The sequence below is a fragment of the Pseudomonas saudimassiliensis genome (assembly GCF_000939975.1).
GTDB lineage: Bacteria > Pseudomonadota > Gammaproteobacteria > Pseudomonadales > Pseudomonadaceae > Halopseudomonas > Halopseudomonas saudimassiliensis.
Genome location: NZ_LK391969.1, coordinates 2,632,600 through 2,655,236, shown reverse-complemented (window position 1 = coordinate 2,655,236; position 22,637 = coordinate 2,632,600). Strand labels below are relative to the sequence as shown.

Sequence of the window (22,637 nt, the reverse complement as noted above, 5' to 3'; positions counted from 1 at the left end):
CCCGAACGCGCCCGCGAGCTTGGGTGCAACGATCAACGCTTCCCGCTCACGTTCTTGTCGCCGTTCAAACCGTGCCGGCAAACTCTTTGCACAATCGCGTAATCCCCGCCCAATCCCCCACTTTCACCATCTCCGTGGGCGCCATCCAGGTACCCCCCGTCGCCACGACGTTATCCAGCGCCAGGTAATCCGGCAGTGTCTGGGGCGTGATGCCCCCAGTGGGGCAGAACTGCACATCATGGAAGGGACCGGCAAAGGCGCGCAGCAAGGCGACACCGCCGCAGACCGCGGCGGGGAACAGCTTGAAATGGCGATAACCCAGGCGATACCCCATCATGATTTCCGAGGCAGTAGCGATGCCCGGCAACAGCGGGACCGGACTGTCCAGCCCCAGGGTCAACAGCTCCTGGGTCGACCCGGGGCTGACGACAAACTGTGCCCCGGCATCCAGCACCGACTGGAACTGTCGACCATCGAGGACGGTACCAGCACCGACGCAGAGCTCCGGCCGTTGGGTAGTAAGCAGGCGGATAGCCACCAACGCCACGGGCGTGCGCAGGGTGATTTCCAGATTGGTCACCCCACCGGCGGCCAGGGCGTCCGCCAGGGGCAATACGTCCTCTTCACGCTGGATGCTCAGCACCGGCAGGATACGTTGACCGGTGAAGATGCGTTTGAGGGTCTGGGTGTTTTCAGTCAATCTCATTCAGGGTTCCGTATGCCTCAAGGGCTGTAGAAGATAGCCATGGGAGGCGTCAGAAAAGCGGCGATGGGCAGCTTGAGGGCATCCCCGGTGTCCAGTGCGGTGGCCAGTTGGGCCTGCTTATCCTCGCCATTGAGCACCAGCAGTTTGCACCGGGCGCGATTGATCACCGCGGCGGTCATGCTCAAACGGGCCAGGCGCTCCCCCTCCTCCGGCACCGCAATGCACAGGTCCTGGGTCTGTTCGGACAAGTGCTCGGCCAGGTTCGGCATATGCGGGAACAGCGAAGCCGTGTGCCCGTCCGGCCCCATGCCGAGCACCACCACATCCAGGGGCTGCAGCGGCGCCAGCAGGGAGTGGCAATAATGCGCATCGGCCTGCAGGGATTTGCCCTGATACATGGGTAGCCAGGTCGCCTGCGTCAGCGCCTGGGGCATGCAGCGCTGAATCAGCCCGGCATTGCTCTGCTCATGTGCCGGCGGTACCCAGCGCTCATCCACCTGGGTGATGGTGACCTTGTCCCAGTCGATCTCCGCCTGGTCCAGCCGCCGGAGAAAACGCTCCGGGCCGCGACCACCGGACAAGGCCAGACTCGCCTGGCCGCGCTGGTCGATGGCGTCGCGCAGCTGGGCAAGAATATAACGGGCCACCACTTCGGCCTGCTGGTCAGCGTCGTCGCTGCCATGCCAGTCGAGCTGCTGCGCTCGAGCCAGTTGTTCCGCTGTCATAGTGCACCTCCATCAGCCTGGATCAGACTCTCAGTAAAGCAGCTGGCGCCCTGCTCGGCGGCGCTGGCGGTCGCCCGGGTAAAGGCAAACAGCTCCCGGCCCCAGCCGCGCCGGGTCGGCTCGGCATGCGTCGCCGGCGCCCGGTTCTGCCATTCGTTGGGTTCGCCCCGTACCTGCAGAGTGCCGCTGACCGCACCCAGTTCCAACAGATCGCCGTCACGCAACCGCGCGATGGGACCGCCGCGGTCCGCCTCGGGGCTCAGGTGAATCGCGGCCGGCACCTTGCCGGAGGCGCCGGACATCCGGCCGTCGGTCACCAGCGCCACGCGCAACCCGCGATCCTGCAGTACGCCGAGGTAGGGGGTAAGCTTATGCAGCTCCGGCATGCCATTGGCTGCCGGCCCCTGGAAGCGCACCACCGCGATTACATCCTGCTGGAATTCATTGTTCTGGAAGGCGGCAACGAAGTCTTCCTGGGTGTCGAACACCCGGCAGGGTGCGCTGATGGTCCAGTGCTCGGGTTGTACGGCGGAGACCTTGATGACGCTGCGGCCGAGGTTGCCTTGCAGCAACCGCAGCCCGCCATCGGCGCTGAACGGGTTGTGGCGGCTGCGCAGGATGCTCTCATCCAGGCTGGCCTGGGGGCCGTCCCGCCAGACCAGACGGCCGTCGATCAACCGCGGCTCCCGGGTATAGTGATCGAGACCCGCGCCGGCGATGGTGTTCACGTCGGCATGTAGCAGGCCGGCCTCCAGCAGTTGGGCGAACAGATAGGCGCTGCCCCCGGCGGCCTGGAAGTGATTCACGTCGGCCTGGCCGTTGGGGTAAATGCGCGCCAGCGTCGGCACAACCTCCGACAGCATGGCCATGTCGGTCCAGTTCAGTTGCAGGCCGGCGCATTGGCCGATGGCAATCAGGTGCAGGGTCAGGTTGGTCGAGCCACCGGTGGCCAGCAGCATGACCAGGGCGTTGACCAGTGCGCGCTCATCGAGAATGGAGGCCATGCTGCCCTCCCCGGCCCGCGCCAGCCGCGCCGCCTGTTCCGCCACATGCACGGTCAGGGCATCGCGCAGCGGCGTGCCCGGGTTGATGAAGGACGCGCCGGGCAATTGCAGGCCCATGGCCTCGAGCAGCAGCTGGTTGGTGTTGGCGGTGCCATAGAAAGTACAGGTGCCGGGGGAATGATAGGCCTTGCTCTCGGCGTCGAGCAGTTCTTCCCGCGTTGCCAGCCCTTCGGCGTAACGCTGGCGCACCTTGGCCTTTTCGCTGTTGGGCAGGCCTGAGGGCATCGGCCCGGCGGGCACGAACAGCACCGGCAGATAGCCGAACCGCAGCGCGCCCATCAGCAGGCCCGGCACGATCTTGTCGCAGATGCCCAGGCACAGGGCCGCGTCGAACATATTGTGGGACAGGGCGATCGCCGTGCCCATGGCGATCACGTCGCGGCTGATCAGCGACAACTCCATCCCCGGCTCGCCCTGCGTCACGCCATCACACATCGCCGGCACCCCGCCGGCCACCTGCCCGGTGGCCCCGACGGCGCGCAGCGCTGCCCGGATCTGCGCGGGAAAGGTTTCGTAGGGCTGATGGGCCGACAGCATGTCGTTGTAGGCTGTCACCATGCCGATATTGACCTCATCCACCATGCGCAGGCGGTCCTTGTCCAGCGCCGAGCAACCTGCCATGCCATGGGCAAAGTTGCTGCAGGACAGGTCCCGGCGACCACGGGGACGCGCCGCTGCGGCGGCCATCTGCTCAAGATAGGCAGCCCGCGACAGCCGGCTGCGTGAAGCCAGCTGCTCGGTAACCTCGATAACCCGGGGGTGCATGCGTTTCTCCTGTCAGACCAGTGTCATGGCGGCTTCTGCCTGTCATACATAGAGCGTATGATCTATTGTAAGCCACTGAAATGTAACTGAAGGGAAAACATTCATGACCCTGCGTCGTACCAAGATCGTCGCCACCCTCGGGCCGGCCAGCACCACGCCCGAACGCATTGAAGCCCTGATCAAGGCCGGGATGAACGTCGCCCGCCTGAACTTCTCCCACGGCACCCATGATGAGCACCGCGCCCGGGCGCAACTGGTACGCGAGATTGCCGCGCAACAGGGCACCCACGTCGCCCTGCTGGGCGACCTGCAGGGTCCGAAGATCCGCATCGCCCGCTTCAAGGAAGGCAAGATCCACCTGGATGTCGGCGACAAGTTCCGGCTGTCCACCAGCCACCCGCTGGATGAGGGCAACCAGGAGGTGGTCGGTATCGACTATCCGGAACTGGTATCCGACTGCCACGCTGGCGACGAGCTGCTGCTCGATGATGGCCGTATCGTGCTGCGGATCGATACCATTACCGCTGATGAAGCCGAATGCACCGTGACGGCCGGCGGCGCGCTGTCCAACCACAAGGGCATCAACCGCCGGGGTGGCGGCCTGTCCGCCGCGGCGCTGACCGACAAGGACCGTGCCGACATTCTGCTGGCCGCCGAATTGCAAATGGAATACGTCGCCGTCTCCTTCCCCCGCGACGCCAAGGACATGGACCAGGCACGCCAGTTGCTGGTGGATGCCGGCTCCCAGGCCTGGCTGGTGGCCAAGATCGAACGGGCCGAAGCGGTAGCTGACGAAGCCGCGCTGGATGGCCTGATCGAGGCCAGTGACAGCGTGATGGTGGCCCGTGGCGACCTGGGCGTGGAGATTGGCGATGCCGAGCTGGTGGGCATCCAGAAGATCATCATTGCCCGCGCCCGGCGCAAGAACAAGACCGTGATCACCGCGACCCAGATGATGGAGTCGATGATCAGCAGCCCGCTGCCAACCCGTGCCGAGGTGTCTGACGTAGCCAACGCCGCTCTGGACTACACCGATGCGGTGATGCTCTCGGGCGAGACCGCCGCCGGTGACTTCCCGGTGGAAACCGTGGCCGCCATGGATCGCATCTGCCGCGGCGCGGAGAAGAACCCGACCAGCCAGCTGTCCGGTCACCGCCTGCACATGGAGTTCGAGCGCTGCGATGAAACCATCGCCCTGGCCGCCATGTACGCAGCCAACCACTTCCCTCATGTGACGGCAGTCATCACCCTGACCGAGAGCGGGTACACCCCGCTGATCATGTCGCGCATCCGTTCCCACCTGCCGATCTACGCCCTGTCACCCAACACCCAGACCCTGGGCCGGGTGGCCTTGATGCGCGGGGTGCAGAGTATCGCCTTCAACCCGGCCGACGTACCGGCAGGCGAAGTGAACCAGCATGCGGTGAACAAGCTGCTGGAGCTGGGGCTGGTCAAATCAGGGGATTGGGTAGTACTGACCAAGGGGGATGTCTACAACTCCCAGGGCGGCACCAACTCGATGAAGCTGCTGCACGTGGGTGAACAGCTGGTCTAAGAGCAGCTGAAAGCTGAAAGCTGAAAGCTGGAAGTTGTAAAGCAAAAGCCGGCAGGGTGGCTCGGAAACTCGAGACCACCCTGCCGGCTTTTTGTCGCTTACCGCTGGCAGCCGAGGGCTGCCTTACTGCACTTCTACCGCGAGGCTGTCGGCGATCTTCTGTTTCCAGATCTGCGGGCCGGTGATGTGTACCGATTCACCGCTGCTGTCGACCGCGACGGTCACCGGCATATCCTGCACGTCGAACTCGTAGATCGCTTCCATGCCCAGTTCCGGGAAGGCCAGCACCTTGGCTTTCTTGACGGCCTGGGATACCAGGTAAGCAGCGCCACCCACGGCCATCAAATACACTGCCTTGTTGTCCCGGATCGCCTCGATGGCAATCGGGCCGCGCTCCGACTTGCCGATCATGCCCAGCAGGCCGGTCTGCTCGAGAATCTGGCGAGTGAACTTGTCCATGCGCGTGGCGGTAGTCGGGCCAGCCGGTCCAACCACTTCGTCACGCACCGGATCAACCGGGCCAACGTAGTAGATGAAGCGGCCCTTCAGATCGACCGGCAGCTCCTCACCCTTGTTCAGCATGTCGACCATGCGCTTGTGCGCGGCATCGCGGCCGGTCAGCATCTTGCCCGACAGCAGCACGGTTTCGCCGGTTTTCCAGGTCTGCACTTCTTCCGGGGTCAGGGTGTCCAGGTTGGCGCGGCGCACGCCGGTACCCACTTCCCAGGTGATGTCCGGGTAGGCATCCATGGGCGGCGGTGCCAGTTCGGCCGGGCCGCTGCCGTCGAGCACGAAGTGCGCGTGACGGGTAGCGGCGCAGTTGGGGATCATGCACACCGGCAGGCTGGCGGCGTGGGTCGGATAGTCCTTGATCTTGATGTCCAGCACCGTGGTCAGGCCGCCCAGGCCCTGGGCGCCGATGCCCAGTGCGTTGACCTTGTCCATGATCTCCAGGCGCAGCTCCTCGACCCGGTTCTGCGGGCCACGCTGACGCAGCTCATGGATATCGATCGGGTCCATCAGGGATTCCTTGGCCAGCACTGCGGCCTTTTCCGCCGTCCCGCCAATACCGATCCCGAGCATGCCCGGCGGACACCAGCCAGCACCCATGGTCGGGACAGTGTTGACCACCCAGTCGACGATGGAGTCGGACGGGTTGAGCATGACCATCTTCGACTTGTTCTCGGAACCGCCACCCTTGGCCGCCACATGGAACTCGACGGTGTCCCCGGGTACCAACTGGTAGTGGATCACCGCCGGGGTATTGTCCTTGGTGTTGGTCCGCTTGCCGGCCGGATCGGCCAGGATGGAGGCACGCAGCACGTTGTCGGGAAGCTGGTAGGCGCGACGTACGCCCTCGTTGATCATGTCGTCGATGCCCATGGTGGCGCCGTCCCAACGGACGTTCATACCGACCTTGACGAAGACGGTAACGATACCGGTGTCCTGGCAGATGGGCCGGTGGCCGGTGGCGCACATGCGCGAGTTGATCAGAATCTGCGCCATGGCGTCACGCGCTGCCGGAGACTCTTCGCGCTGATAGGCTTCATGCACCGCCTGGATGAAGTCTACGGGATGGTAGTAGGAGATATATTGCAGCGCATCGGCAACGCTCTGGATCAGATCATCTTGCTTGATAACGGCCATTCTCGGGCAGGCTCCTCTAATAGGCTGGCTGGCCGCAGCATCTCGCCAGGCAAGGCAATGCGACCAGATTCACGGAATGCTTGGCCGGGCCGTAGATCCCGGCTGATGAAAGCAGGCGACAAAGTATACCCGAGCTTGCGAAGCCGGGTCAGCCGTTCAGCTGATAGCTTTGCGCTATATCGAGACAAAAGGCTGGGCAAACCAAATCGAGGGCGCTAGAGTGATGCCAGTAAGCCACTACACAAGTAGAAGAGATGACTGAAAGGGATTTCGACCAACAGGCTCGTGATCAAGCGCTGCGCTTGCAGCGCTTTTACCTGGCCCAGCTGATTTACGGAATTACCTATGTGGTGATTGCGGTGACCTGGGCAACGGGGGCTTATATCGGCAGCTTTGCCATGGCCATGAGCCATTATGTATTCGGGGTGGCCACCCAGACGGTCTTCTTCATCATGTTCCGTACCGGCTTCAATCTGCGGTTCAAGGACCCCAGCCTGACCAGCCCGCAGATCATCGTTGCGCTGTTGTTGCAGACCTATCTGCTGGCGCTGGTCGGTCCGATTCGTGGCACCGTGCTGGTTGCCTACTGCCTGATCCTGCTGTTCGGGGTATTTCAGTTGTCCCGTGTGGCCTATCTTGTCCACGCGGCCCTCGCGCTGGCCTGTTATGGGGTACTCATTTTTCTCAACCAGCACCTGGAAATCTACCCGCAGACCCTGTCCTTCGCCCTGCTGGAATGGTTCGTACTGGCCTGCTTCATGGTGTGGCTGATCATCCTCGGCAGTTATATCCGCGAGCTGCGCGAACGCCTGCAGCAGCGCCACAGCACCCTCAAGCAACACCAGCAATCGCTGCGCAGCATGATGGATCAGCTGCATAGCCTGGCCACCACCGACTCGCTGACCGGTTTGCCCAACCGCCGCCACTTCCTGGACGAGGCACAGCGGCGCATGACCCTGCAGCACAGCGGCCAGACGTTGGGGTTGGCCTTGATCGACCTCGACCACTTCAAACGTATCAATGACCTCTACGGCCATTCCGCCGGTGATGAGGTGCTGCAGGGTTTCGCCCGGATTGCCCGCGCCAACCTGCGGGGCGAAGACATGGTGGCCCGCTTCGGCGGTGAGGAATTCGTTCTGCTACTGAGCAATTGCGATTTGCCGACACTGCATCACTGCGTGGAGCGGATCCGCCTCAGCCTGGCGCGCACGGCCTTTCCCTCGCTGCCGGAGGACGTCTTCTGCACGCTGTCCGCCGGACTTTGCCTGGTTCATCCCGAAGACAATCTCGAGCTGCGCATCAGCCAGGCTGACGAAGCCCTGTACCGCGCCAAGGCAGGCGGCCGCAACAGCAGCCAGACCCACCAGGACGCCTATGCCTGAGCCCGGGCAGTGGTGTCAGCGCCGGACATCCAGCCCGGACACCACCGCCCGATTGACCACGCCCCAGAGACTGATTTTCAGCCGGTGATACCAGGGCAGCGCCAGCCAGTCGTCCAAGGTCCATTCCCTGGACTCGGCGAAGTCGGCAACGAAGCTCTCCTCCACCGCGCGGGTCATGCCGCGGTCGATAATGTTCTGGTTGGCTTCCAGATTCCAGTGCAGGGTCCAATGGTCGAAATTCGATGAACCGAGGCTGACCCAGTCATCCACCAGCACGGTTTTCAGGTGCAGGAAGCGCGGCTGGTACTCGAAAATACGCACCCCCGCCGCCAGCAGCCGCTTGTAGTAGCGCTGACCGGCGTAGCGGACTGCCGGGTGATCGGTAATTTCCCCGCACAGCAGCAGCCGTACATCCACCCCCCGCCGGGCCGCCTCCATCAGCGCCCGGTGGATGCGTCTGGTGGGCGCGAAATACGGCGTCGCCAGCCATACCTGCTGCCGCGCCCGGCCGATGTTCGCCAGCAGCGCCTGGACCAGTTCCCGATGGGTCAGGCCATCGGTCAACGACACCCGCGCCAGGCCGTCCGCCGTGGGCGGATGGGGCGGCAGGCGCACCCGTCGCAGGCGTCCCGGCGGGCGACCGCTGCGCCGCTCGGTCGCCTGCCACTGCTGTTCGAACACCTCTACCCAGTCGGCGACCACCGGCCCCTGCACCTCGAGCATCTGCTCATGCCAGAGGCAGTGGCCTTCGGGGCCGGGGATGCAGAAATCATCGGTAAAGCCGGTGCCCCCGATGAACACGTTGCGCTGGTCGATAATCACCAGCTTGCGGTGGTCACGGTGCAGGTTGGAGCGGCCGCCCCACAGGTTCAGCGGATTATAGAAGCGCAGCTCCACGCCACCGCGGGTCAGCAGATCACGGTCGGCATCGGTCAGCTCACGACTGCCGAGGCTGTCGAAACGGCAGCGCACCTGCACGCCGCGGGCCACCGCCCGCAGCAGGATGTCAGTGACCTGCTGGAGGCTGCGTCCGGATTCCACCAGATAGAGCTGGATGTCGATGCTGTTGCGGGCCTGCTCCATGGCCTGCAACATCCGCGGAAAGAAACGGTGACCGTCCATCAGGAGTTCAAAGGTATTGCCTTCACGCCAGGGATAGATCGGTTTAACCATGCTTCAGGGTCTCAGGGCTCAAGGTATGCGGTAATCGTCCTGCTCCATCAGATCCATGCCGCACTCGAGCTGGCTGATCCAATCGAGAAACTCCTTGATCATAGCAGCCCCGACAAATGGCCGACCATGTTGCGGCACTATCATCTCCGGCTGCAGCTGGCGAATCATGTTGGCCCACAGGCGGCAGGCCTTGTTACCCGCCATGTAGCGCCGGTGGAAGCCCTCCATGGTCGGCACATGGGTGGCGAAGTGGGTCACCGGCTCGGCATCATCGACCAGGGACGCGCCCATGTCCCCGGAAAACAGGATGCCGCTCACCGGATCGTAGAACTGCAGGTTGCCTACTGAATGCAGGAAGTGCGCCGGCAGCGCCTTGATCACGCACTGGCCCAGCGGGATATCCTGCCCCCGGTCGGGCACCGCGATCATCCGCTCGGTGGTACTCATGCCCGAAGCCTTGGTCAGGAAAGCGGCGGACAGATGGGGGAGAAAGCGCGCCCACAGCTTGGAGCACACCACTTTGCAGCGGGTATGCAGGAACCACTTGTCCAGCGAGGCAATGATGTCGGGGTCCTGGTGCGAGGCGAACACATAGGTCAGCTCGCGCAGGGGGATATGCTGGCTGACCGCGAGCGACAACGGCATGTAGGTCAGGTCTCCACCCGGATCGAGCAGGGCGTGCTGGTCGTGGTCGATGATCAGAAACTGGTTGGACTGTACGCCATCGCCGCTCACCAGCTGATCGAAACACAGCACCCGGTGGGCACCATTATCAAACAGCACCCTGGGGGTACTCGACATGTGAACTCCTTGTCATGACTATGCTCGGGCGGCCTTTATAAGCGAGACGGCCAGACCAGGTACTGACGTGAATCAAACTCCAGCGCTGGTGTTCAGCAGTTCATGCCAATCCGCCGACGCCCTGAGCGCTGCCGCCTGGGCATCGGCAAAGTCGATCACCTCGGGCATGAATCGCAGGAAATCCGCCTCAAAATGCGGGTAATGCGCTTCCAGCTCAGCGACCGCTCCGGGCAGGCGGTTACCGGGCCGCAGCCGGCGGGCCATATTGTTCAGCGCCAGGTGCAGGCTCTGCAGTTCAGCGTAGCTGCCCAACCAGTCTTCCCGGGCCATCCGTACCAGCACGGCCCTCGCCCGCTCCGGCATCAGCGCCTGCTGATCCAGCACCGCCTGATACATCTGCGCGGTAAACAGTGCCAGGGGTTGATCGGCAAATCGGCCCCAGTGACGCACCAGCAGATGATCGTAGAACATGTCGACCATGATACCGGCGTAGCGCCGCCGGTCATCGCTGACCCGCGCCTTGCTGCGCAGCACCAGCGGGTGTTGATCGGTAAAGGCGTCGATGCGCCGGTGCAGCCAGATGCCCTGGCGCACCGAATCCGGCAGGTCCATGGTCGCCACCGAGCCTTTGACGAAGTCACCCAGCAAGCCGCCCAGGGCCATTTGCGGGTCATGCGGCCCCAGGTGCAGGTGCGCGAGAAAATTCATCAGCGCTGGTCGATCTGCTGTTGCAGGTTGGCGATCTGGTTGCGCAGCGTGGAAATATTGCGATTGGTCTGCACGCGGAAGCTGTCGACTGCCTTCAGCGTGTCCTCGACGCTCATCAACCGCTGGTCCAGCTCGGTGCGCAGCACCAGCATCTCCTGCTCCACGCTGGCGCCGGGCGCGGCTTCGAGCAGGGCTTCCAGCTCCCCGCGCTGGCGTGCCAGCTGGGTATCCTGCGCTGCCAGTTGCTGTTCCAGCTGCGCCAGCGCTTCCAGTCGCTGATCGGCCGCCGCCAGCTCGGTGCGCAGTGCCGCCTGGGACTCGCTGGCCGACTGCGCCTGCTCACGCAACTCGGCCAGTGCCTGCTGCTGCGCCTGCCCCTGTTCGCCGAGGGTCCGGACCAGCTCATCCAGGGCCGCCAATTGCTGCGCCTGGGCTTCGCTGGCCTGCTGTACCGGTGCCAGCCCGCGCAAGCCGCTCTGCAGCGCCTGTTGCTGCTGTTCAAGCGCCTGCTGCTGGGATTGCTGGGTCTGCAATGCCGCGGCGAGCTGCTCGACCTGCTGTTCCAGCTTGCGGAGCTGCGCAATGCGGTCCCGCTCGCCCTGGCTGAGGGTGGATTCGGTGGCAATGACCTTGCCGCTGATGTCCTGCAGGCGACCGGCGGCCTCCTCGCTGATCCGCGCGAAGCTTTCCTGGGTGGCCACCAACTGACGCTGCAAGCGGGTCTGCTGCTGATGACTCCAGTAACCGAGCCCCACCAGCGCGATCAGCAACGTCAGGCAGACCGCCCAGAGCGCCCCGTTACGCTGGCGCCGGGGCGGTGGTTCCCGCAGGGCGCGCACCCCCGAGGGCTGGGTGGTTACCCGATCATCCTCGGTTACGCGGATCCCCGGCAGGTCCCGGATATCATGATCAACCATACAATCCCCTGTTATTACCCCTGGTCTTGAGCCCGGCGGGTGTACCAATACTCCCCTGGCCGGCCCGCGGCCTATTCTGCGCGCTCAATGGCGGACTGACCACCCATGGCGCCCAGGTGCTCAGGGCCGCCCCTGCAGCACCTTTGCTGCCAACTGGCGAGTCAGCGCTTCCAGCAGGCGCCCGCCATTGCGCCAGTAATGCCAGTACAGCGGGACTTCCACATACCTGCCGGGCAGGATTTCCCGCAACCGGCCGCTGGCGAGCTCCGCCCTGATCTGCAGGGCTGGCACCAGTCCCCAGCCCATTCCCGCGTCGATCAGTCGCACAAAGCCTTCCGACGACGGGCATAAATGATGGGGGAAACTCTCGCTGAAGCCGCACCTTTCCAGGAATCGGTGCTGCAGCCGGTCATCGGGACCGAAGACGATGGCCGGCGCCCGCTGTAATGCCGCCTGGCTGACGCCAGCGGCAAAATGACGATCGATGAACACCGGGCTGGCCACGGCAAGGTAGCGCATCGCGCCCAGCGGCAAAGACCGCGCGCCGGCCACCGGCTGCTCGGTGGCACAGACACAACCTGCCACTTCACCATCGCGCATGCGGCGCAGCACCACGTCCTGATCATCGACCAGCAACTCCAGCAGCAGGTTCTCCTCCCGGCACAGATCGGCCACTGCCCCGGCCCACCAGGTTGCCAGGCTGTCGGCGTTCAGCGCCACCCGCAGCCGTGGGTTGGCATCTTCCCCTTCGCCCAGCGGTACGTCGCGCTGCAGATCCCGCTCCAGCAAGCGCACCTGCTGCACATGGTTGAGCAGCCGCTTACCGGTGTCCGTAGGGACGGGCGGGGTAACCCGCATCAGTACCGGCGCACCCGCCCGGGACTCCAGGAGCTTGATGCGCTGGGAGACCGCCGACTGGGACAGGCCCAGCACCCGCGCCGCCCGCTCGAACCCGCCCTCTTCCACTACGGCAGCCAGAGCCAGAAGTAATTTGTAGTCCAGCATGAAAAAACCTTATGACCCATCAGCATTATTGGTTTCTCTTATAAAGAATTGCTGGGCAGACTGCCAGCTTTCCCCGTCTTGGAACCCTTCACATGCTGGGCTTTGATAGTTACCTCAACGGTTTGCTGATCGCCGCCGGCCTGATCATGGCAATCGGCGCGCAGAACGCCTTTGTCCTGGCCCAGGGCCTGCGACGTGAGCATCACCTCAGCGCCGCGCTGGTCTGCATGAGCTGCGATGCCCTGCTGATCACCGCGGGCACCTTTGGCCTGGCATCGTTGCTGCAGCAACAGCCTGTGGCCATGGAGTTGACCCGCTGGGGCGGCATCCTCTTCCTGACCTGTTACGCGGCCCTGGCGCTGCGCCGCGCGCTGGGCCGGCAGAGCCTGGCCGGGATGGACGCGGACCGACCAGCGCGATCGCGCGCAGCCGTGCTACTGAACACCTTGGCGGTCACGCTGCTCAATCCCCATGTCTATCTCGACACCCTGGTACTGATCGGCTCGGTCGGCGCGCAGCAGAGCCAACCGGGGCTGTTTGCCCTGGGCGCGGCCAGCGCCTCGGTGCTGTGGTTTCTCAGCCTGGCTCTGGGCGCTGCCCGGCTCGCTCCGCTGCTGCAGCGCCCCCTGACCTGGAGACTGATCGATCTGGGCGTGGCGGCCATGATGCTGCGGGTCGCCTGGTCGCTGGCCTGGCCCTCATGAATGCGCACCGGCCGCCTGCGGCATGGCTAGCCCGGGCGCAGAATGCTATGATCTTCGCTGCATTGAGAACAGGGGCGGCACCTGTGATTGACTGGCAAGTGGAGATTCCGGCCAGGCTTGCGCAATACCGAACCGACCCCGATAACCTGAAGATGGAGAGAGACCATGCCTTTCGAATTGCCCGCACTTCCCTATGAGAAGACCGCCCTCCAGCCGCACATCTCCGCCGAGACCCTGGAATACCACCACGACAAGCACCACAACACCTACGTGGTCAACCTGAACAACCTGATCGCCGGCACCGACTACGAAAGCAAGAGCCTGGAAGAGATCATCAAGACCTCCAGCGGCGGTGTGTTCAACAACGCAGCCCAGGTCTGGAACCACACCTTCTACTGGAACTGCCTGAGCCCCAACGGCGGCGGCGAGCCCACCGGCGAACTGGCCGAGGCCATCACCAAGGCGTTCGGTTCCTTCGACGCATTCAAGGAAGAGTTCAGCAAGGTTTCCATCGGCACCTTCGGCTCCGGTTGGGGCTGGCTGGTGAAGAAGCCCGACGGTTCCCTGGCCCTGGCCAGCACCATTGGCGCCGGCAACCCGATCACCTCCGGCGACACTCCGCTGCTGACCTGTGACGTCTGGGAACACGCCTACTACATCGACTACCGCAACGCCCGTCCGAAGTACGTCGAGGCGTTCTGGAACCTGGTCAACTGGGACTTTGTAGCGAAGAATTTCGCCGCCTGAGCCTGATGTAGCAAAAACACCCCGCCCTGTGCGGGGTGTTTTGTCTTGGGCTGTTGCGCCGCGTCAGTTAGGGATGCATGATGCGGTAAACAACGAAAAAGGAAGACGCGCGTTGAAAGTGGACCGCCGACACAGTCTTTCCATCAAGCTGTTGAAACTGGTGTTGCTGTGGGCATTGTTGGCAGGCATGGCGCTGAGTCTGGCGCAGATCCTGTTCGACCTGCGTCTTGAGCGAGAAGCCATCCGGCAGGATGCCACCCAGATTCTGGCAATGTTCCGCGATCCGGCGAGCCAGGCGATCTTCAGTCTGGACAAGGAAATGGCCACCCAGGTCATTGAAGGCCTGTTTGCCAACCCCGCCGTGCACTTCGCCGCCATCGGCCATCCCGGCGAGGAGCCCCTGGCCAGTCGCGAACGCCCGCTCAGCACCCCACCCTACCGTGTCCTCACTGACCTGCTGTTCGGTGTCGAGCAGAGTTTCAGCACACCCCTGCGGGGCCGCGAGCCCTACAACGAATACTACGGCGAATTGCAGCTGACGCTGGAGACGGCCCCCTATGGCCAGACCTTTCTCCGCTATTCGCTGATCATCCTGGCGTCCGGACTGCTCCGCGCCCTGGCGATGGCCGGTGCGCTCTATCTGATTTACCACGTTCTACTTACCCGGCCGCTGGCACGCATCATCGAGCATACCGCGAGCATCAACCCAGACCTGCCCGGCAAGATGATGATTCCGATGCTCCCCGGTCAGGAACGCAACGAGCTGGGGTTATGGATCACCAAGGTCAATGCCCTGCTGGAGGCCATCGAGCGCAACCGCGATCAGCGCCACGAAGCCGAAGCCAGCCTGCGCCATATGGCCCGCCATGATCAGCTCACCGGCTTGCCCAACCGCGGCCTGCTGCTGGAGCAACTGGTGCGCGTGCTCGCCGATGCCAAGCGCCGCCAGCGCGGCGTTGCGGTGCTGTGCTGCGGGCTCGACGACTTCAAGGAGATCAACGACAAGTTCGGCTATCAGGCCGGCGACGGCATCCTGGTCGCAGTGGCCGAGCGACTGCAGTCGCACAGCGCCCGCCTGGTCAGCGTCGCGCGCCTGGGCGGCGATCAGTTCGCCCTGATCGTGGCCGATGTAGACGAGCCCTATGACGTTGCCGAACTGGCCCAGCAACTGCTGGATGAGCTGGCCCTGCCGTTCCCGGTCGGGGGACACCAGGTCACCACCGGCGCCACTATCGGCATCACCCTGTTTCCGGACGATGGCCTGGATGCGGGCAAGCTGTTGCAGAAGGCCGAGCAGACCATGATGCTGGCCAAGGCCCGCTCGCGTAATCGCTATCAGTTCTACATTGCCAGCGTCGACAGTGAAATGCGTGAGCGCCGCCAGCTCGCGGCGAGCCTGCGCAACGCCCTGCTGCGCAACGAGTTTCACCTGGTCTATCAGCCCCAGATCAGCCTGACCGACCATCGGGTACTGGGTGTCGAGGCGCTGCTGCGCTGGCACCATCCGGAGCGCGGCCTGATTCCCCCGGACCTGTTCATTCCCCTGGCCGAACAGAGCGGCGCCATTATCCCCATCGGCGAATGGGTACTGGATCAGGCCTGCCGCCAGCTGCGTCAGTGGCAGGACGCTGGCCGCACCCAACTGCGCATGTCGGTCAACCTGTCCACGGTCCAGTTGCACCACCCCGACCTGACAGAAATGGTCACACAGGTGCTGCAACGCTACGATCTACCGCGCGACAGCCTCGAGCTGGAAGTCACCGAAACCGGCCTGATGGAAGACATCCATGCGGCCGCCCGACATCTGCACAAGCTGAAAAGCATTGGCGTGTATATCGCCCTGGACGATTTCGGCACTGGCTACTCGTCCCTGAGTTATCTGCGCCGACTGCCGCTGGACAAGATCAAGATCGACAAGAGCTTCACCGGTGACCTGCTGACCGACCCCGATGATCGCACCATAGTGCGGGTCATTATCCAGCTGGGGCACAACCTCGGCATGCAAGTCATTGCCGAAGGGGTGGAGCTGGCGGAACAGCAGGCCTATCTGAGCCAGGAGGGCTGCGATGCGGGGCAAGGTTATTTCTACAGCCCGCCACTGACCGCTGCCGCATTGACCGGCTGGATCGACAACTACGAGCGTCAGCACCACCAGGCTTGATTCCGCGTGGGCGCCCTGTAATGAATCAGCGCAATAGGGCCAACCACAGCCAACCGGCGACAGCCCCGGCAACGATCATCCCCGCCATGCTCCAGCCCGATTGGCGCCGCAACCTGCGGCCGAGGTCTTCCTCATGGTGATCGGATAGCAGAAAGGGCAGCCCTTTGTGCGGCGGCCTGGCCAGGGTATGCACCACGGGCTGCGTACTCTCGCGGCGCATCTGCTGCTGGGCTTCGACCGCCGCCGCGGCGCGGACCCGTTCCCATTCTACCGCGTCGAGCTGACCGTCGGCGTTACGGTCAAAGCGCGCCAGCAGACTCGGATAGTCGGCCTTCCAATCGCTGATGATCCGCCGCGCCAACGCCTCAGGCGCCCTGGCATCACGGCCGCCGCCGCGGCTTTCGAACCAGCCCAGGGCGTAGAGTTGATCGTCCTCCTGCAACCACTCCTCGGTATAGCGGTAACGGCGCCCGAGCAGACCGAGCACACCCGTCGGAGCCCGCTGGCCCAGGGGGCGACGCTGATTGCCCTCCCAGCGGCGCCGCCGCCGGGGATGAACCTCCGCGGCGCCGGGTTGGATCCGGCAAGTGCCAGTGTCGTCACGCAACAGGAAGGGTCGGTCCGAGCTGCCGCGCTCGATCGTGCGCCATTCCGTGTTGCGCCCCCGACGTTGCAGCTCCTCCACGGTAAAGCGATACCAGAGACAGGGATGGCCGGCGAGGGGCGAGACCAAGGGCGGGTGACCGCCCGCCTCCACCTGGCCGACCAGCTCGACCAGACCCTGAGCCGCAGAGCGTATCTTGGAGGTGGGCGTATCTTCTACCCAGCGGGCGCGTCGCAATCGGCTGAACATGCGATACAGCAGCCATAGCGCCAGCAGGGAGCTGGCGCCGGTCAGGAACGCATGCGCGCCCCGGGAGACGAGGAGAGCCCCGTGCAGGTCGATCATGAAAACAGCTGGCGAAGGTCCACGTCAGCTTTTTCTGCTTCGCTAAACTGCAGCAACTCCGCAGGCCCAAAGGAAAACAGCCGCGCAATCAGCACATCGGGAAACTGTTCGATGCGCACGTTGTTGATGTTCACCGCCGCGTTATACAGCTCGCGGCGGTCGGCGATGCCGCTCTCCAGGCCGGAGATGCGCTGCTGCAGATGCTGGAAGGAATCGCTGGCCTGCAGTTGCGGGTAGCCCTCGGCCAGCGCGAACAACTGGCCAAGGCCGCTGCGCAGTGCGGTCTCAGCCTGCCCCAGGCGCTTGAGGTCGGCACGATCACGGGCCTGACCGACCGCATTGCGGGCACTGATGACCTGCTCCAGGGTGGCCTGTTCATACTGCATGTACTGCCGGCAGGCTTCCACCAGCTTGGGCAGCTCATCGTGGCGCTGGCGCAGCAGCACATCGATATTGGCCCAGGCGCGGCTCACCCCGTGTTTGATATTCACCAGCTGGTTGTAAAGCGTAACCCCGTAGATCAACAGGATTACCAGCGCTGCCACGATCAGCAGCGTCGGAACATGGGTCCAGTCCATTCAGTGCTCTCCTTGTTCATGCTGTTCGCCACAGCCGGAGTTATCTTCGCACAGAATGGGGAGGACGCAATACGGGAGCGGGACAAGCAGATTCGGCTTGAGCCAGCTGGGGAAACGCAACGCCCCGGGACCTTGTGGGTGCCCGGGGCTGCGGATGGCCGCGAGTAGGCGACCTGAGATTACTGGAACAGCGACTCGCTGCTCAGCCCGTGCTGCTCGAAAATCTCGCGCAGCCGCTTGAGCGCTTCAACCTGGATCTGCCGTACCCGCTCGCGGGTCAGGCCGATTTCCCGGCCGACTTCTTCCAGTGTGCTGCTTTCATGGCCGCGCAGACCGAAGCGACGGGTAACCACTTCCCGCTGCTTCTCGCTCAGCTCACCCAGCCAGGTATCGATACTGGTGTTGAGGTCCTCGTTCTGCAGGCGTTCGCAGGGGTCCTCGGCCATATCGTCGGCCAGCGTGTCGAGCAGGGTCTTGTCGGAATCCGGCCCCAGGGAGACATCGATCGAGGCGACCCGCTCGTTCAACCCGAGCATGCGCTTGACGTCCTCGACGGGGCGATCGAGCAGCTGCGCAATTTCTTCAGGGGTGGGTTCGTGATCGAGTTTCTGCGCCAGCTCGCGAGCCGCCCGCAGATAGATGTTCAGTTCCTTCACCACATGAATCGGCAGGCGAATCGTGCGGGTCTGGTTCATGATGGCCCGCTCGATGGTCTGGCGGATCCACCAGGTCGCGTAGGTCGAGAAGCGGAAGCCTCGCTCCGGGTCGAACTTTTCCACCGCCCGGATCAGCCCGAGGTTACCCTCTTCGATCAGATCCAGCAGGGTCAGTCCGCGGTTGACGTAGCGCCGGGCGATCTTGACGACCAGCCGCAGGTTGCTTTCAATCATCCGCTTGCGGCCGGCTTCATCGCCCTTCAACGCCAGGCGGGCGAAGTAGACCTCTTCCTCGGGTGTGAGGAGGGGCGAGAAACCGATCTCGTTGAGGTACATCTGGGTGGCATCAAGCTGCCGGGTAAATTCAAACGCGTTTTCACGTTTGTGGTTGCGAGGAGTAGCGACCCGCACGCGGTCAGGTTCGTCCGCAGCGTCAGGTTCGTCCGGCCTGATCTGATCCAGGATCTCCAGATCATCAGGCGCATTATTATTAACAGCCATTTATGCAGCCCCATCTTCAGTCGAAACACGAACGGATGGCATTAAGCGATCCGGTGCGTGTCAGCCTCCGCTGACTATCGCCGGGATTGGCATCCCCGCTCCGCCAATCCAGTGCTCCCTGCGATTTTCCTGGAAGCCAAGAGACAACCAAGTTTACAGTTTGGGCAGATAACCGAGAGGGTCTACAGGCTGACCGCGACGTCGAATTTCGAAATGCAGTTTGACCCTGTCGGTCCCACTGCTCCCCATCTCCGCGATTTTCTGCCCGACCCTGACTTGCTCTCCTTCCTTAACCAGCAATCGGCTGTTGTGGGCATAGGCACTGAGGAAATCATCGCCGTGCTTGATGATGATCATGTCACCATAGCCCAACAATCCCCGCCCTGCGTACACCACCGAGCCATTTGCCGCAGCCACCACAGGCTGACCCAATTCACCGGCAATATCAATCCCTTTATTCAAACTGCCGTTCGATTGGAACCGCGCAATCAACGGGCCCTGTGCTGGCCATTTCCAACCGGTAAGAGCCGCTGGGGCCGCCGTAGTTGCAGGCGTTTTTGTAACAGGTTGTGTCTGGGCAGTACTTTTCACCGGCGCAGGAATAGCTGCGGGCGTCGACTTGACCGCTGCCGACGGGGCTGCGCGGGGCGGTGTTGCCGGCGCTGGCTGCGCCGGCGCGCGGGCAACGGCGCGGCCGGTATCCAGGTTAATGCGTTGACCGGGGTAGATGGTATAAGGCTGGCGCAGGCGGTTCTTGGCCGCCAACTCCTTCCAGTCCCAACCATACCGGAAGGCAATCTGATACAGGGTTTCACCGCGCTGGACGATGTGGCTGCCGGACGTTACCTGGGGGGTGCGGTGACCACCACGGCTGCGGTCATCGATCGGCACAGTGCCCGAAGGACCGGCGCAGGCAGTCAGCAGCGATGCCAGAAGCAGTACTGCAGGTAAAGCCATGCTGCTGAAGCTCCATTGCGGCACGATGATCCCCCATATTGAGCGCAGGTCGGTATGTTCCACGGCCGGTCAGATCCGGCGCATGCGTTGGCCAATCCATTCCAACCCCAGTACCAGTACCACGGCAGAGGCCATGAGTGCCAGGCCGCCAAGCCAGTGGGACGGGGCGCCGGTCAACGCTTCGTAGTTGGCCGGCAACAGGTTGGCCTGTTGCATGGGCTCCATTGCCCCATGGCTGTTCTGGCGCCAGGTCAGCGTTTGCTTCCACGGCCAGACCTTGTTCAGGGAACCGATCAGCAGACCGGTCGCCACGGCCATGGTGGCACTGCGGGCATGCAGCAGCAACCAGGACACCAGCCGCGAAAAACTCAGCATGCCGGCCAGACACCCCAGGGCGAAGACTGTCAGCAGGGTCAGATCGAAGGACCTGACCGCCCCGAGAACAGTGGCATAGAGACCCAGCAACACCAGGATGAAACTACCGGATATGCCCGGCAGAATCATCGCGCAGATGGCAATCGCGCCGGCCAGGAAGACCATGGGCAAGGTTGCCGGCCATTGCAGGGCCCCGGCGCTGGTGAGCAGATAGGCAAAGGCCGCGGCCCCCAGGGTCAGGGCAATGGTGCCCAGGTTCCAGCGCTGTACTTCCCGCCCGACCACGTACACCGAGACCAGGATCAGGCCGAAGAAGAACGACCAGATCAATTCCGGATGCGCTTCGAGCAGGTAGCTGATGAGACTGGCGACGGAGGCGATGCTGGTCAGGATGCCAGCCAGCAGGGTCGCCAGAAAAGTCCCATCGACGGCCCGCCAGGCTTCCTTGACGCGGCCACGCGCAAGCCATACCAGTTTGTTCGGGGTGCAGGCACCCAGGGCCGCGAGCAAGCGCTCATAGACGCCGGCGATCAGCGCGATGGTGCCGCCGGAGACGCCGGGAACGACGTCGGCAGCCCCCATGGCCATACCCTTGAAGAAAATCAGCAGATGCTCGATGACAGGGCGATTCAAGAATGTATTGCTCCGGATAACAGCGGGACAAACCGTACCGGTTCGACCTGCTGCCGAATGAATTGATCCCCGTCGCGGGTAATCAGCGTAAGAAATTGTTCATTCTGGCCCACCGGAATGACCATGCGCCCCCGTTCGGACAGTTGCCCCAGCAGCTCGTTCGGCACTTCAGCCGGGGCGGCGGTTACCAGGATGGCGTCGTAGGGTCCGTACTGGGGCCAGCCCCAATTGCCATCCGCGTGGCGGTAGACCACGTTGCGGATGTCGATCTCCTTCAGTACCGCCTTCGCCCGCTCCTGCAACGGCAGGATGCGCTCCACGGTGAAGACCCGCTCCACTACCTGCGCCAGAATGGCGGTCTGGTAGCCCGAGCCGGTGCCCACTTCCAGCACCTTGTCCAGCGGCCCGCCACCAAGCAGCAACTCGGTCATCCGCGCCACGATGTAGGGTTGCGACAGGGTCTGGTTGTGGCCAATCGGCAGCGCCGTGTCCTCATAGGCGCGGTGCGCCAGGGCTTCATCGAGAAACAGGTGCCGCGGCGTGCGGCGAATGGCCTCGAGCACATGCAGATTACGGATGCCCTCTTCGAACAGCCGCTCCAGCAAGCGTTCGCGGGTGCGCTGGGAGGTCATGCCAATGCCAGTCTTCCACAGATCCTCACGCATCGCCCGGTACCCGCAACTTGCCCAGCCAGCCATCCAGATGGTCGAACACTTCGTAGTGGGTCTTGTCGATGCGCAGCGGCGTGACCGAGACATAGCCCTGCATCACCGCGTTGAAATCAGTACCCTCGCCGCCGTCTTCGGCATCACCGGCGACGGAGATCCAGTAACCTTCCTTGCCGCGCGGATCGGTCCACTTGACCGGCTTGGCTGCGCGCTCGCGATGGCCCAGCCGGGTCAATACCACGCCCTTGATCCGGTCCAGCGGCAGGTTGGGAATATTCACGTTGAGGATGGTGCGCGGCGGTAGCTCCAACTGCTCATGGGCTTCCACCAGGCTGCGGGCGATGGCCGCTGCAGCCGGCAGGTTGTCGGTCTGGCGGCTGACCAGGGAGAAAGCCATGGCCGGACGGGACAGGAAACGCCCCTCCAGCGCGGCAGCGACCGTGCCGGAATAGAGCACATCATCGCCCAGGTTGGCCCCCAGGTTGATGCCCGACACCACCATGTCGACGCTGTCGGCGAACAGCGAGTTGACCCCCAGATGCACGCAGTCGGTGGGCGTGCCGTTGAGGCCGACAAAGCCGTTGTCCAGGTAGAACGGCCGCAGCGGCTTATCCAGCGTCAGGGCGCTGCTCGCCCCGCTGCGGTCTTCATGGGGCGCGACCACCACGCAATCGGCATAATCATGCAACGCGCCGTGCAGGGCGGTCAGCCCGGGCGCCAGCACCCCATCATCATTGGCAATGAGAATACGCATCAGGTTTCACTTTCCAGTCCGCCGCCCGGCTCATCGGCCAGCACCAGCAATTCGCGCAGCACAGCGGTAGCGAAGCAGCCGGTAGGCAGGGTGAATTCAATTTCAAGGCAATCCAGAGACGGATAATGCCACGTCAGCCCGGTAATGGGGAGGCGCAAGATGCGCCGCTGCTGTTCAAGACCGGCACTTTCCAGCCATTGGCAGAGGCTCGGTTCGGCCGCGGCGGCGGCCTGCTCCAGCAACCGGGTGGCCGCCGTACTCGGCAGCTCACCCAGCCCCCACAGCGGGCCGGTAGGATGGACATCCAGTTCGGCAAAACGGCGGTCATCGGCGGCCAGTCGCTCCGCGGCAAAATGGCTGCGGCTGTCGGTGAAAGCGAGGCAGTCGCCGGCCAGCAACTGGTTCCAGTTACCCGCCTCGACCCGCTGCGCCAATACCCGGTTGAATATCAGGCTGCGCGCGGTGGATAGCAGCCGCGATCGCGTGCCGCGGGCCGGTGGCAGCGC

The 22,637-nt window shown here is 63.6% G+C and carries 22 protein-coding genes; 5 read left to right on the top strand and 17 right to left on the bottom strand.

From position 1 onward, the window contains the following. Positions 1–64 precede the first annotated feature (64 nt). Genes VG99_RS12255 through edd form a run of 3 tightly spaced genes read right to left on the bottom strand, consistent with a single transcriptional unit; the run spans position 65 to position 3,260 of the window. Entirely contained in the window at positions 65–706 is a 642-nt protein-coding gene (locus VG99_RS12255) for a bifunctional 4-hydroxy-2-oxoglutarate aldolase/2-dehydro-3-deoxy-phosphogluconate aldolase (RefSeq protein ID WP_044500293.1), read from the bottom strand. Between the two features lie 17 nt (positions 707–723). Continuing rightward, positions 724–1,431 (bottom strand): 6-phosphogluconolactonase, encoded by a 708-nt coding sequence (gene pgl / locus VG99_RS12250; protein WP_044500291.1) that lies wholly within the window; start codon positions 1,429–1,431, stop codon positions 724–726. After that, on the bottom strand, positions 1,428–3,260 hold the full coding sequence (gene edd, locus VG99_RS12245; protein WP_044500289.1) for a phosphogluconate dehydratase: 1,833 nt from the start codon (positions 3,258–3,260) through the stop codon (positions 1,428–1,430). Before edd ends, pgl begins: the two co-directional genes overlap by 4 nt. 103 nt (positions 3,261–3,363) lie before the next feature. Here edd and pyk point away from each other — a divergent pair, with 103 nt between their 5' ends. Beyond that, complete coding sequence (gene pyk / locus VG99_RS12240) at positions 3,364–4,815, top strand: pyruvate kinase (protein WP_044500287.1); 1,452 nt, start codon at positions 3,364–3,366, stop codon at positions 4,813–4,815. Positions 4,816–4,938: 123 nt separating this feature from the next. Here the strand turns inward: pyk and VG99_RS12235 are convergent, their stop codons facing one another. Next, the gene (locus tag VG99_RS12235; RefSeq protein WP_044500286.1) at positions 4,939–6,462 is read right to left on the bottom strand and encodes a fumarate hydratase; all 1,524 of its coding nucleotides are present in this window, start codon (positions 6,460–6,462) and stop codon (positions 4,939–4,941) included. Positions 6,463–6,716: 254 nt separating this feature from the next. Between VG99_RS12235 and VG99_RS12230 the strand changes: the two genes are divergently transcribed. Then, complete coding sequence (locus VG99_RS12230) at positions 6,717–7,844, top strand: GGDEF domain-containing protein (protein ID WP_044500284.1); 1,128 nt, start codon at positions 6,717–6,719, stop codon at positions 7,842–7,844. A gap of 15 nt (positions 7,845–7,859) precedes the next feature. On the opposite strand, the gene VG99_RS12225 is transcribed toward VG99_RS12230, so the two are convergent. The 5 genes from VG99_RS12225 to VG99_RS12205 form a co-directional block, all read right to left on the bottom strand. Beyond that, a complete protein-coding gene (locus tag VG99_RS12225) occupies positions 7,860–9,017 on the bottom strand; it encodes a phospholipase D-like domain-containing protein (RefSeq protein ID WP_044500282.1) in 1,158 nt (385 codons plus the stop codon). Positions 9,018–9,035: 18 nt separating this feature from the next. Beyond that, positions 9,036–9,818 (bottom strand): oxygen-binding di-iron domain-containing protein, encoded by a 783-nt coding sequence (locus tag VG99_RS12220; protein ID WP_044500281.1) that lies wholly within the window; start codon positions 9,816–9,818, stop codon positions 9,036–9,038. A gap of 72 nt (positions 9,819–9,890) precedes the next feature. Next, positions 9,891–10,526 (bottom strand): acyl carrier protein phosphodiesterase, encoded by a 636-nt coding sequence (locus VG99_RS12215; protein WP_044500279.1) that lies wholly within the window; start codon positions 10,524–10,526, stop codon positions 9,891–9,893. Further along, positions 10,526–11,443: a coiled-coil domain-containing protein gene (locus tag VG99_RS12210; protein ID WP_052508798.1), complete on the bottom strand. Its 918-nt coding sequence runs from the start codon at positions 11,441–11,443 to the stop codon at positions 10,526–10,528. The genes VG99_RS12215 and VG99_RS12210 overlap by 1 nt, the downstream gene beginning before the upstream one ends. A gap of 120 nt (positions 11,444–11,563) precedes the next feature. Further along, the gene (locus VG99_RS12205; protein ID WP_044500278.1) at positions 11,564–12,448 is read right to left on the bottom strand and encodes a LysR family transcriptional regulator ArgP; all 885 of its coding nucleotides are present in this window, start codon (positions 12,446–12,448) and stop codon (positions 11,564–11,566) included. 92 nt (positions 12,449–12,540) lie between these two features. Between VG99_RS12205 and VG99_RS12200 the strand changes: the two genes are divergently transcribed. The 3 genes from VG99_RS12200 (at position 12,541) to VG99_RS12190 (ending at position 16,060) form a co-directional block, all read left to right on the top strand. Next, entirely contained in the window at positions 12,541–13,152 is a 612-nt protein-coding gene (locus VG99_RS12200; RefSeq protein ID WP_044500277.1) for a LysE/ArgO family amino acid transporter, read from the top strand. A 165-nt stretch (positions 13,153–13,317) separates the two neighbouring features. Further along, on the top strand, positions 13,318–13,899 hold the full coding sequence (gene sodB, locus VG99_RS12195; RefSeq protein WP_044500276.1) for a superoxide dismutase [Fe]: 582 nt from the start codon (positions 13,318–13,320) through the stop codon (positions 13,897–13,899). 112 nt (positions 13,900–14,011) lie between these two features. Then, entirely contained in the window at positions 14,012–16,060 is a 2,049-nt protein-coding gene (locus VG99_RS12190; protein WP_044500274.1) for a putative bifunctional diguanylate cyclase/phosphodiesterase, read from the top strand. 25 nt (positions 16,061–16,085) lie between these two features. Here VG99_RS12190 and VG99_RS12185 read toward each other — a convergent pair whose 3' ends face one another. The 8 genes from VG99_RS12185 to truD all read right to left on the bottom strand — a co-directional run. After that, positions 16,086–17,009, bottom strand: a complete 924-nt coding sequence (locus tag VG99_RS12185; RefSeq protein ID WP_082050042.1) for a GIDE domain-containing protein — start codon at positions 17,007–17,009, stop codon at positions 16,086–16,088. Further along, positions 17,006–17,587, bottom strand: a complete 582-nt coding sequence (locus VG99_RS12180; RefSeq protein ID WP_044500273.1) for a LemA family protein — start codon at positions 17,585–17,587, stop codon at positions 17,006–17,008. Before VG99_RS12180 ends, VG99_RS12185 begins: the two co-directional genes overlap by 4 nt. A 179-nt stretch (positions 17,588–17,766) precedes the next feature. After that, positions 17,767–18,744 (bottom strand): RNA polymerase sigma factor RpoS, encoded by a 978-nt coding sequence (gene rpoS, locus VG99_RS12175; protein ID WP_044500271.1) that lies wholly within the window; start codon positions 18,742–18,744, stop codon positions 17,767–17,769. Positions 18,745–18,897: 153 nt separating this feature from the next. After that, positions 18,898–19,701 carry a peptidoglycan DD-metalloendopeptidase family protein gene (locus VG99_RS12170; protein ID WP_044500267.1) on the bottom strand — a complete coding sequence of 268 codons (804 nt, stop codon included), beginning with the start codon at positions 19,699–19,701 and terminating at the stop codon, positions 18,898–18,900. 69 nt (positions 19,702–19,770) lie between these two features. Beyond that, positions 19,771–20,664: a DUF368 domain-containing protein gene (locus VG99_RS12165; RefSeq protein WP_044501632.1), complete on the bottom strand. Its 894-nt coding sequence runs from the start codon at positions 20,662–20,664 to the stop codon at positions 19,771–19,773. Positions 20,665–20,705: 41 nt separating this feature from the next. Then, positions 20,706–21,374, bottom strand: coding sequence for a protein-L-isoaspartate(D-aspartate) O-methyltransferase (locus VG99_RS12160; protein WP_044500266.1), 669 nt, complete (start codon positions 21,372–21,374; stop codon positions 20,706–20,708). Then, positions 21,367–22,131, bottom strand: a complete 765-nt coding sequence (surE, locus tag VG99_RS12155; protein WP_044500265.1) for a 5'/3'-nucleotidase SurE — start codon at positions 22,129–22,131, stop codon at positions 21,367–21,369. The genes VG99_RS12160 and surE overlap by 8 nt, the downstream gene beginning before the upstream one ends. Beyond that, positions 22,131–22,637, bottom strand: a 507-nt coding sequence (gene truD, locus VG99_RS12150; protein WP_158023966.1) for a tRNA pseudouridine(13) synthase TruD, incomplete at its 5' end; no start/stop codon positions are given. The genes truD and surE, both read right to left, overlap by 1 nt.

Coding starts and splice junctions, on each gene's coding strand:
- VG99_RS12255 (WP_044500293.1), bottom strand. CDS start 706: ATGAGATTGACTGAAAACACCCAGACCCTCAAACGCATCTTCACCGGT.
- pgl (WP_044500291.1), bottom strand. CDS start 1,431: ATGACAGCGGAACAACTGGCTCGAGCGCAGCAGCTCGACTGGCATGGC.
- edd (WP_044500289.1), bottom strand. CDS start 3,260: ATGCACCCCCGGGTTATCGAGGTTACCGAGCAGCTGGCTTCACGCAGC.
- pyk (WP_044500287.1), top strand. CDS start 3,364: ATGACCCTGCGTCGTACCAAGATCGTCGCCACCCTCGGGCCGGCCAGC.
- VG99_RS12235 (WP_044500286.1), bottom strand. CDS start 6,462: ATGGCCGTTATCAAGCAAGATGATCTGATCCAGAGCGTTGCCGATGCG.
- VG99_RS12230 (WP_044500284.1), top strand. CDS start 6,717: ATGACTGAAAGGGATTTCGACCAACAGGCTCGTGATCAAGCGCTGCGC.
- VG99_RS12225 (WP_044500282.1), bottom strand. CDS start 9,017: ATGGTTAAACCGATCTATCCCTGGCGTGAAGGCAATACCTTTGAACTC.
- VG99_RS12220 (WP_044500281.1), bottom strand. CDS start 9,818: ATGTCGAGTACCCCCAGGGTGCTGTTTGATAATGGTGCCCACCGGGTG.
- VG99_RS12215 (WP_044500279.1), bottom strand. CDS start 10,526: ATGAATTTTCTCGCGCACCTGCACCTGGGGCCGCATGACCCGCAAATG.
- VG99_RS12210 (WP_052508798.1), bottom strand. CDS start 11,443: ATGGTTGATCATGATATCCGGGACCTGCCGGGGATCCGCGTAACCGAG.
- VG99_RS12205 (WP_044500278.1), bottom strand. CDS start 12,448: ATGCTGGACTACAAATTACTTCTGGCTCTGGCTGCCGTAGTGGAAGAG.
- VG99_RS12200 (WP_044500277.1), top strand. CDS start 12,541: ATGCTGGGCTTTGATAGTTACCTCAACGGTTTGCTGATCGCCGCCGGC.
- sodB (WP_044500276.1), top strand. CDS start 13,318: ATGCCTTTCGAATTGCCCGCACTTCCCTATGAGAAGACCGCCCTCCAG.
- VG99_RS12185 (WP_082050042.1), bottom strand. CDS start 17,009: ATGATCGACCTGCACGGGGCTCTCCTCGTCTCCCGGGGCGCGCATGCG.
- VG99_RS12180 (WP_044500273.1), bottom strand. CDS start 17,587: ATGGACTGGACCCATGTTCCGACGCTGCTGATCGTGGCAGCGCTGGTA.
- rpoS (WP_044500271.1), bottom strand. CDS start 18,744: ATGGCTGTTAATAATAATGCGCCTGATGATCTGGAGATCCTGGATCAG.
- VG99_RS12170 (WP_044500267.1), bottom strand. CDS start 19,701: ATGGCTTTACCTGCAGTACTGCTTCTGGCATCGCTGCTGACTGCCTGC.
- VG99_RS12165 (WP_044501632.1), bottom strand. CDS start 20,664: ATGGCCATGGGGGCTGCCGACGTCGTTCCCGGCGTCTCCGGCGGCACC.
- VG99_RS12160 (WP_044500266.1), bottom strand. CDS start 21,374: ATGCGTGAGGATCTGTGGAAGACTGGCATTGGCATGACCTCCCAGCGC.
- surE (WP_044500265.1), bottom strand. CDS start 22,131: ATGCGTATTCTCATTGCCAATGATGATGGGGTGCTGGCGCCCGGGCTG.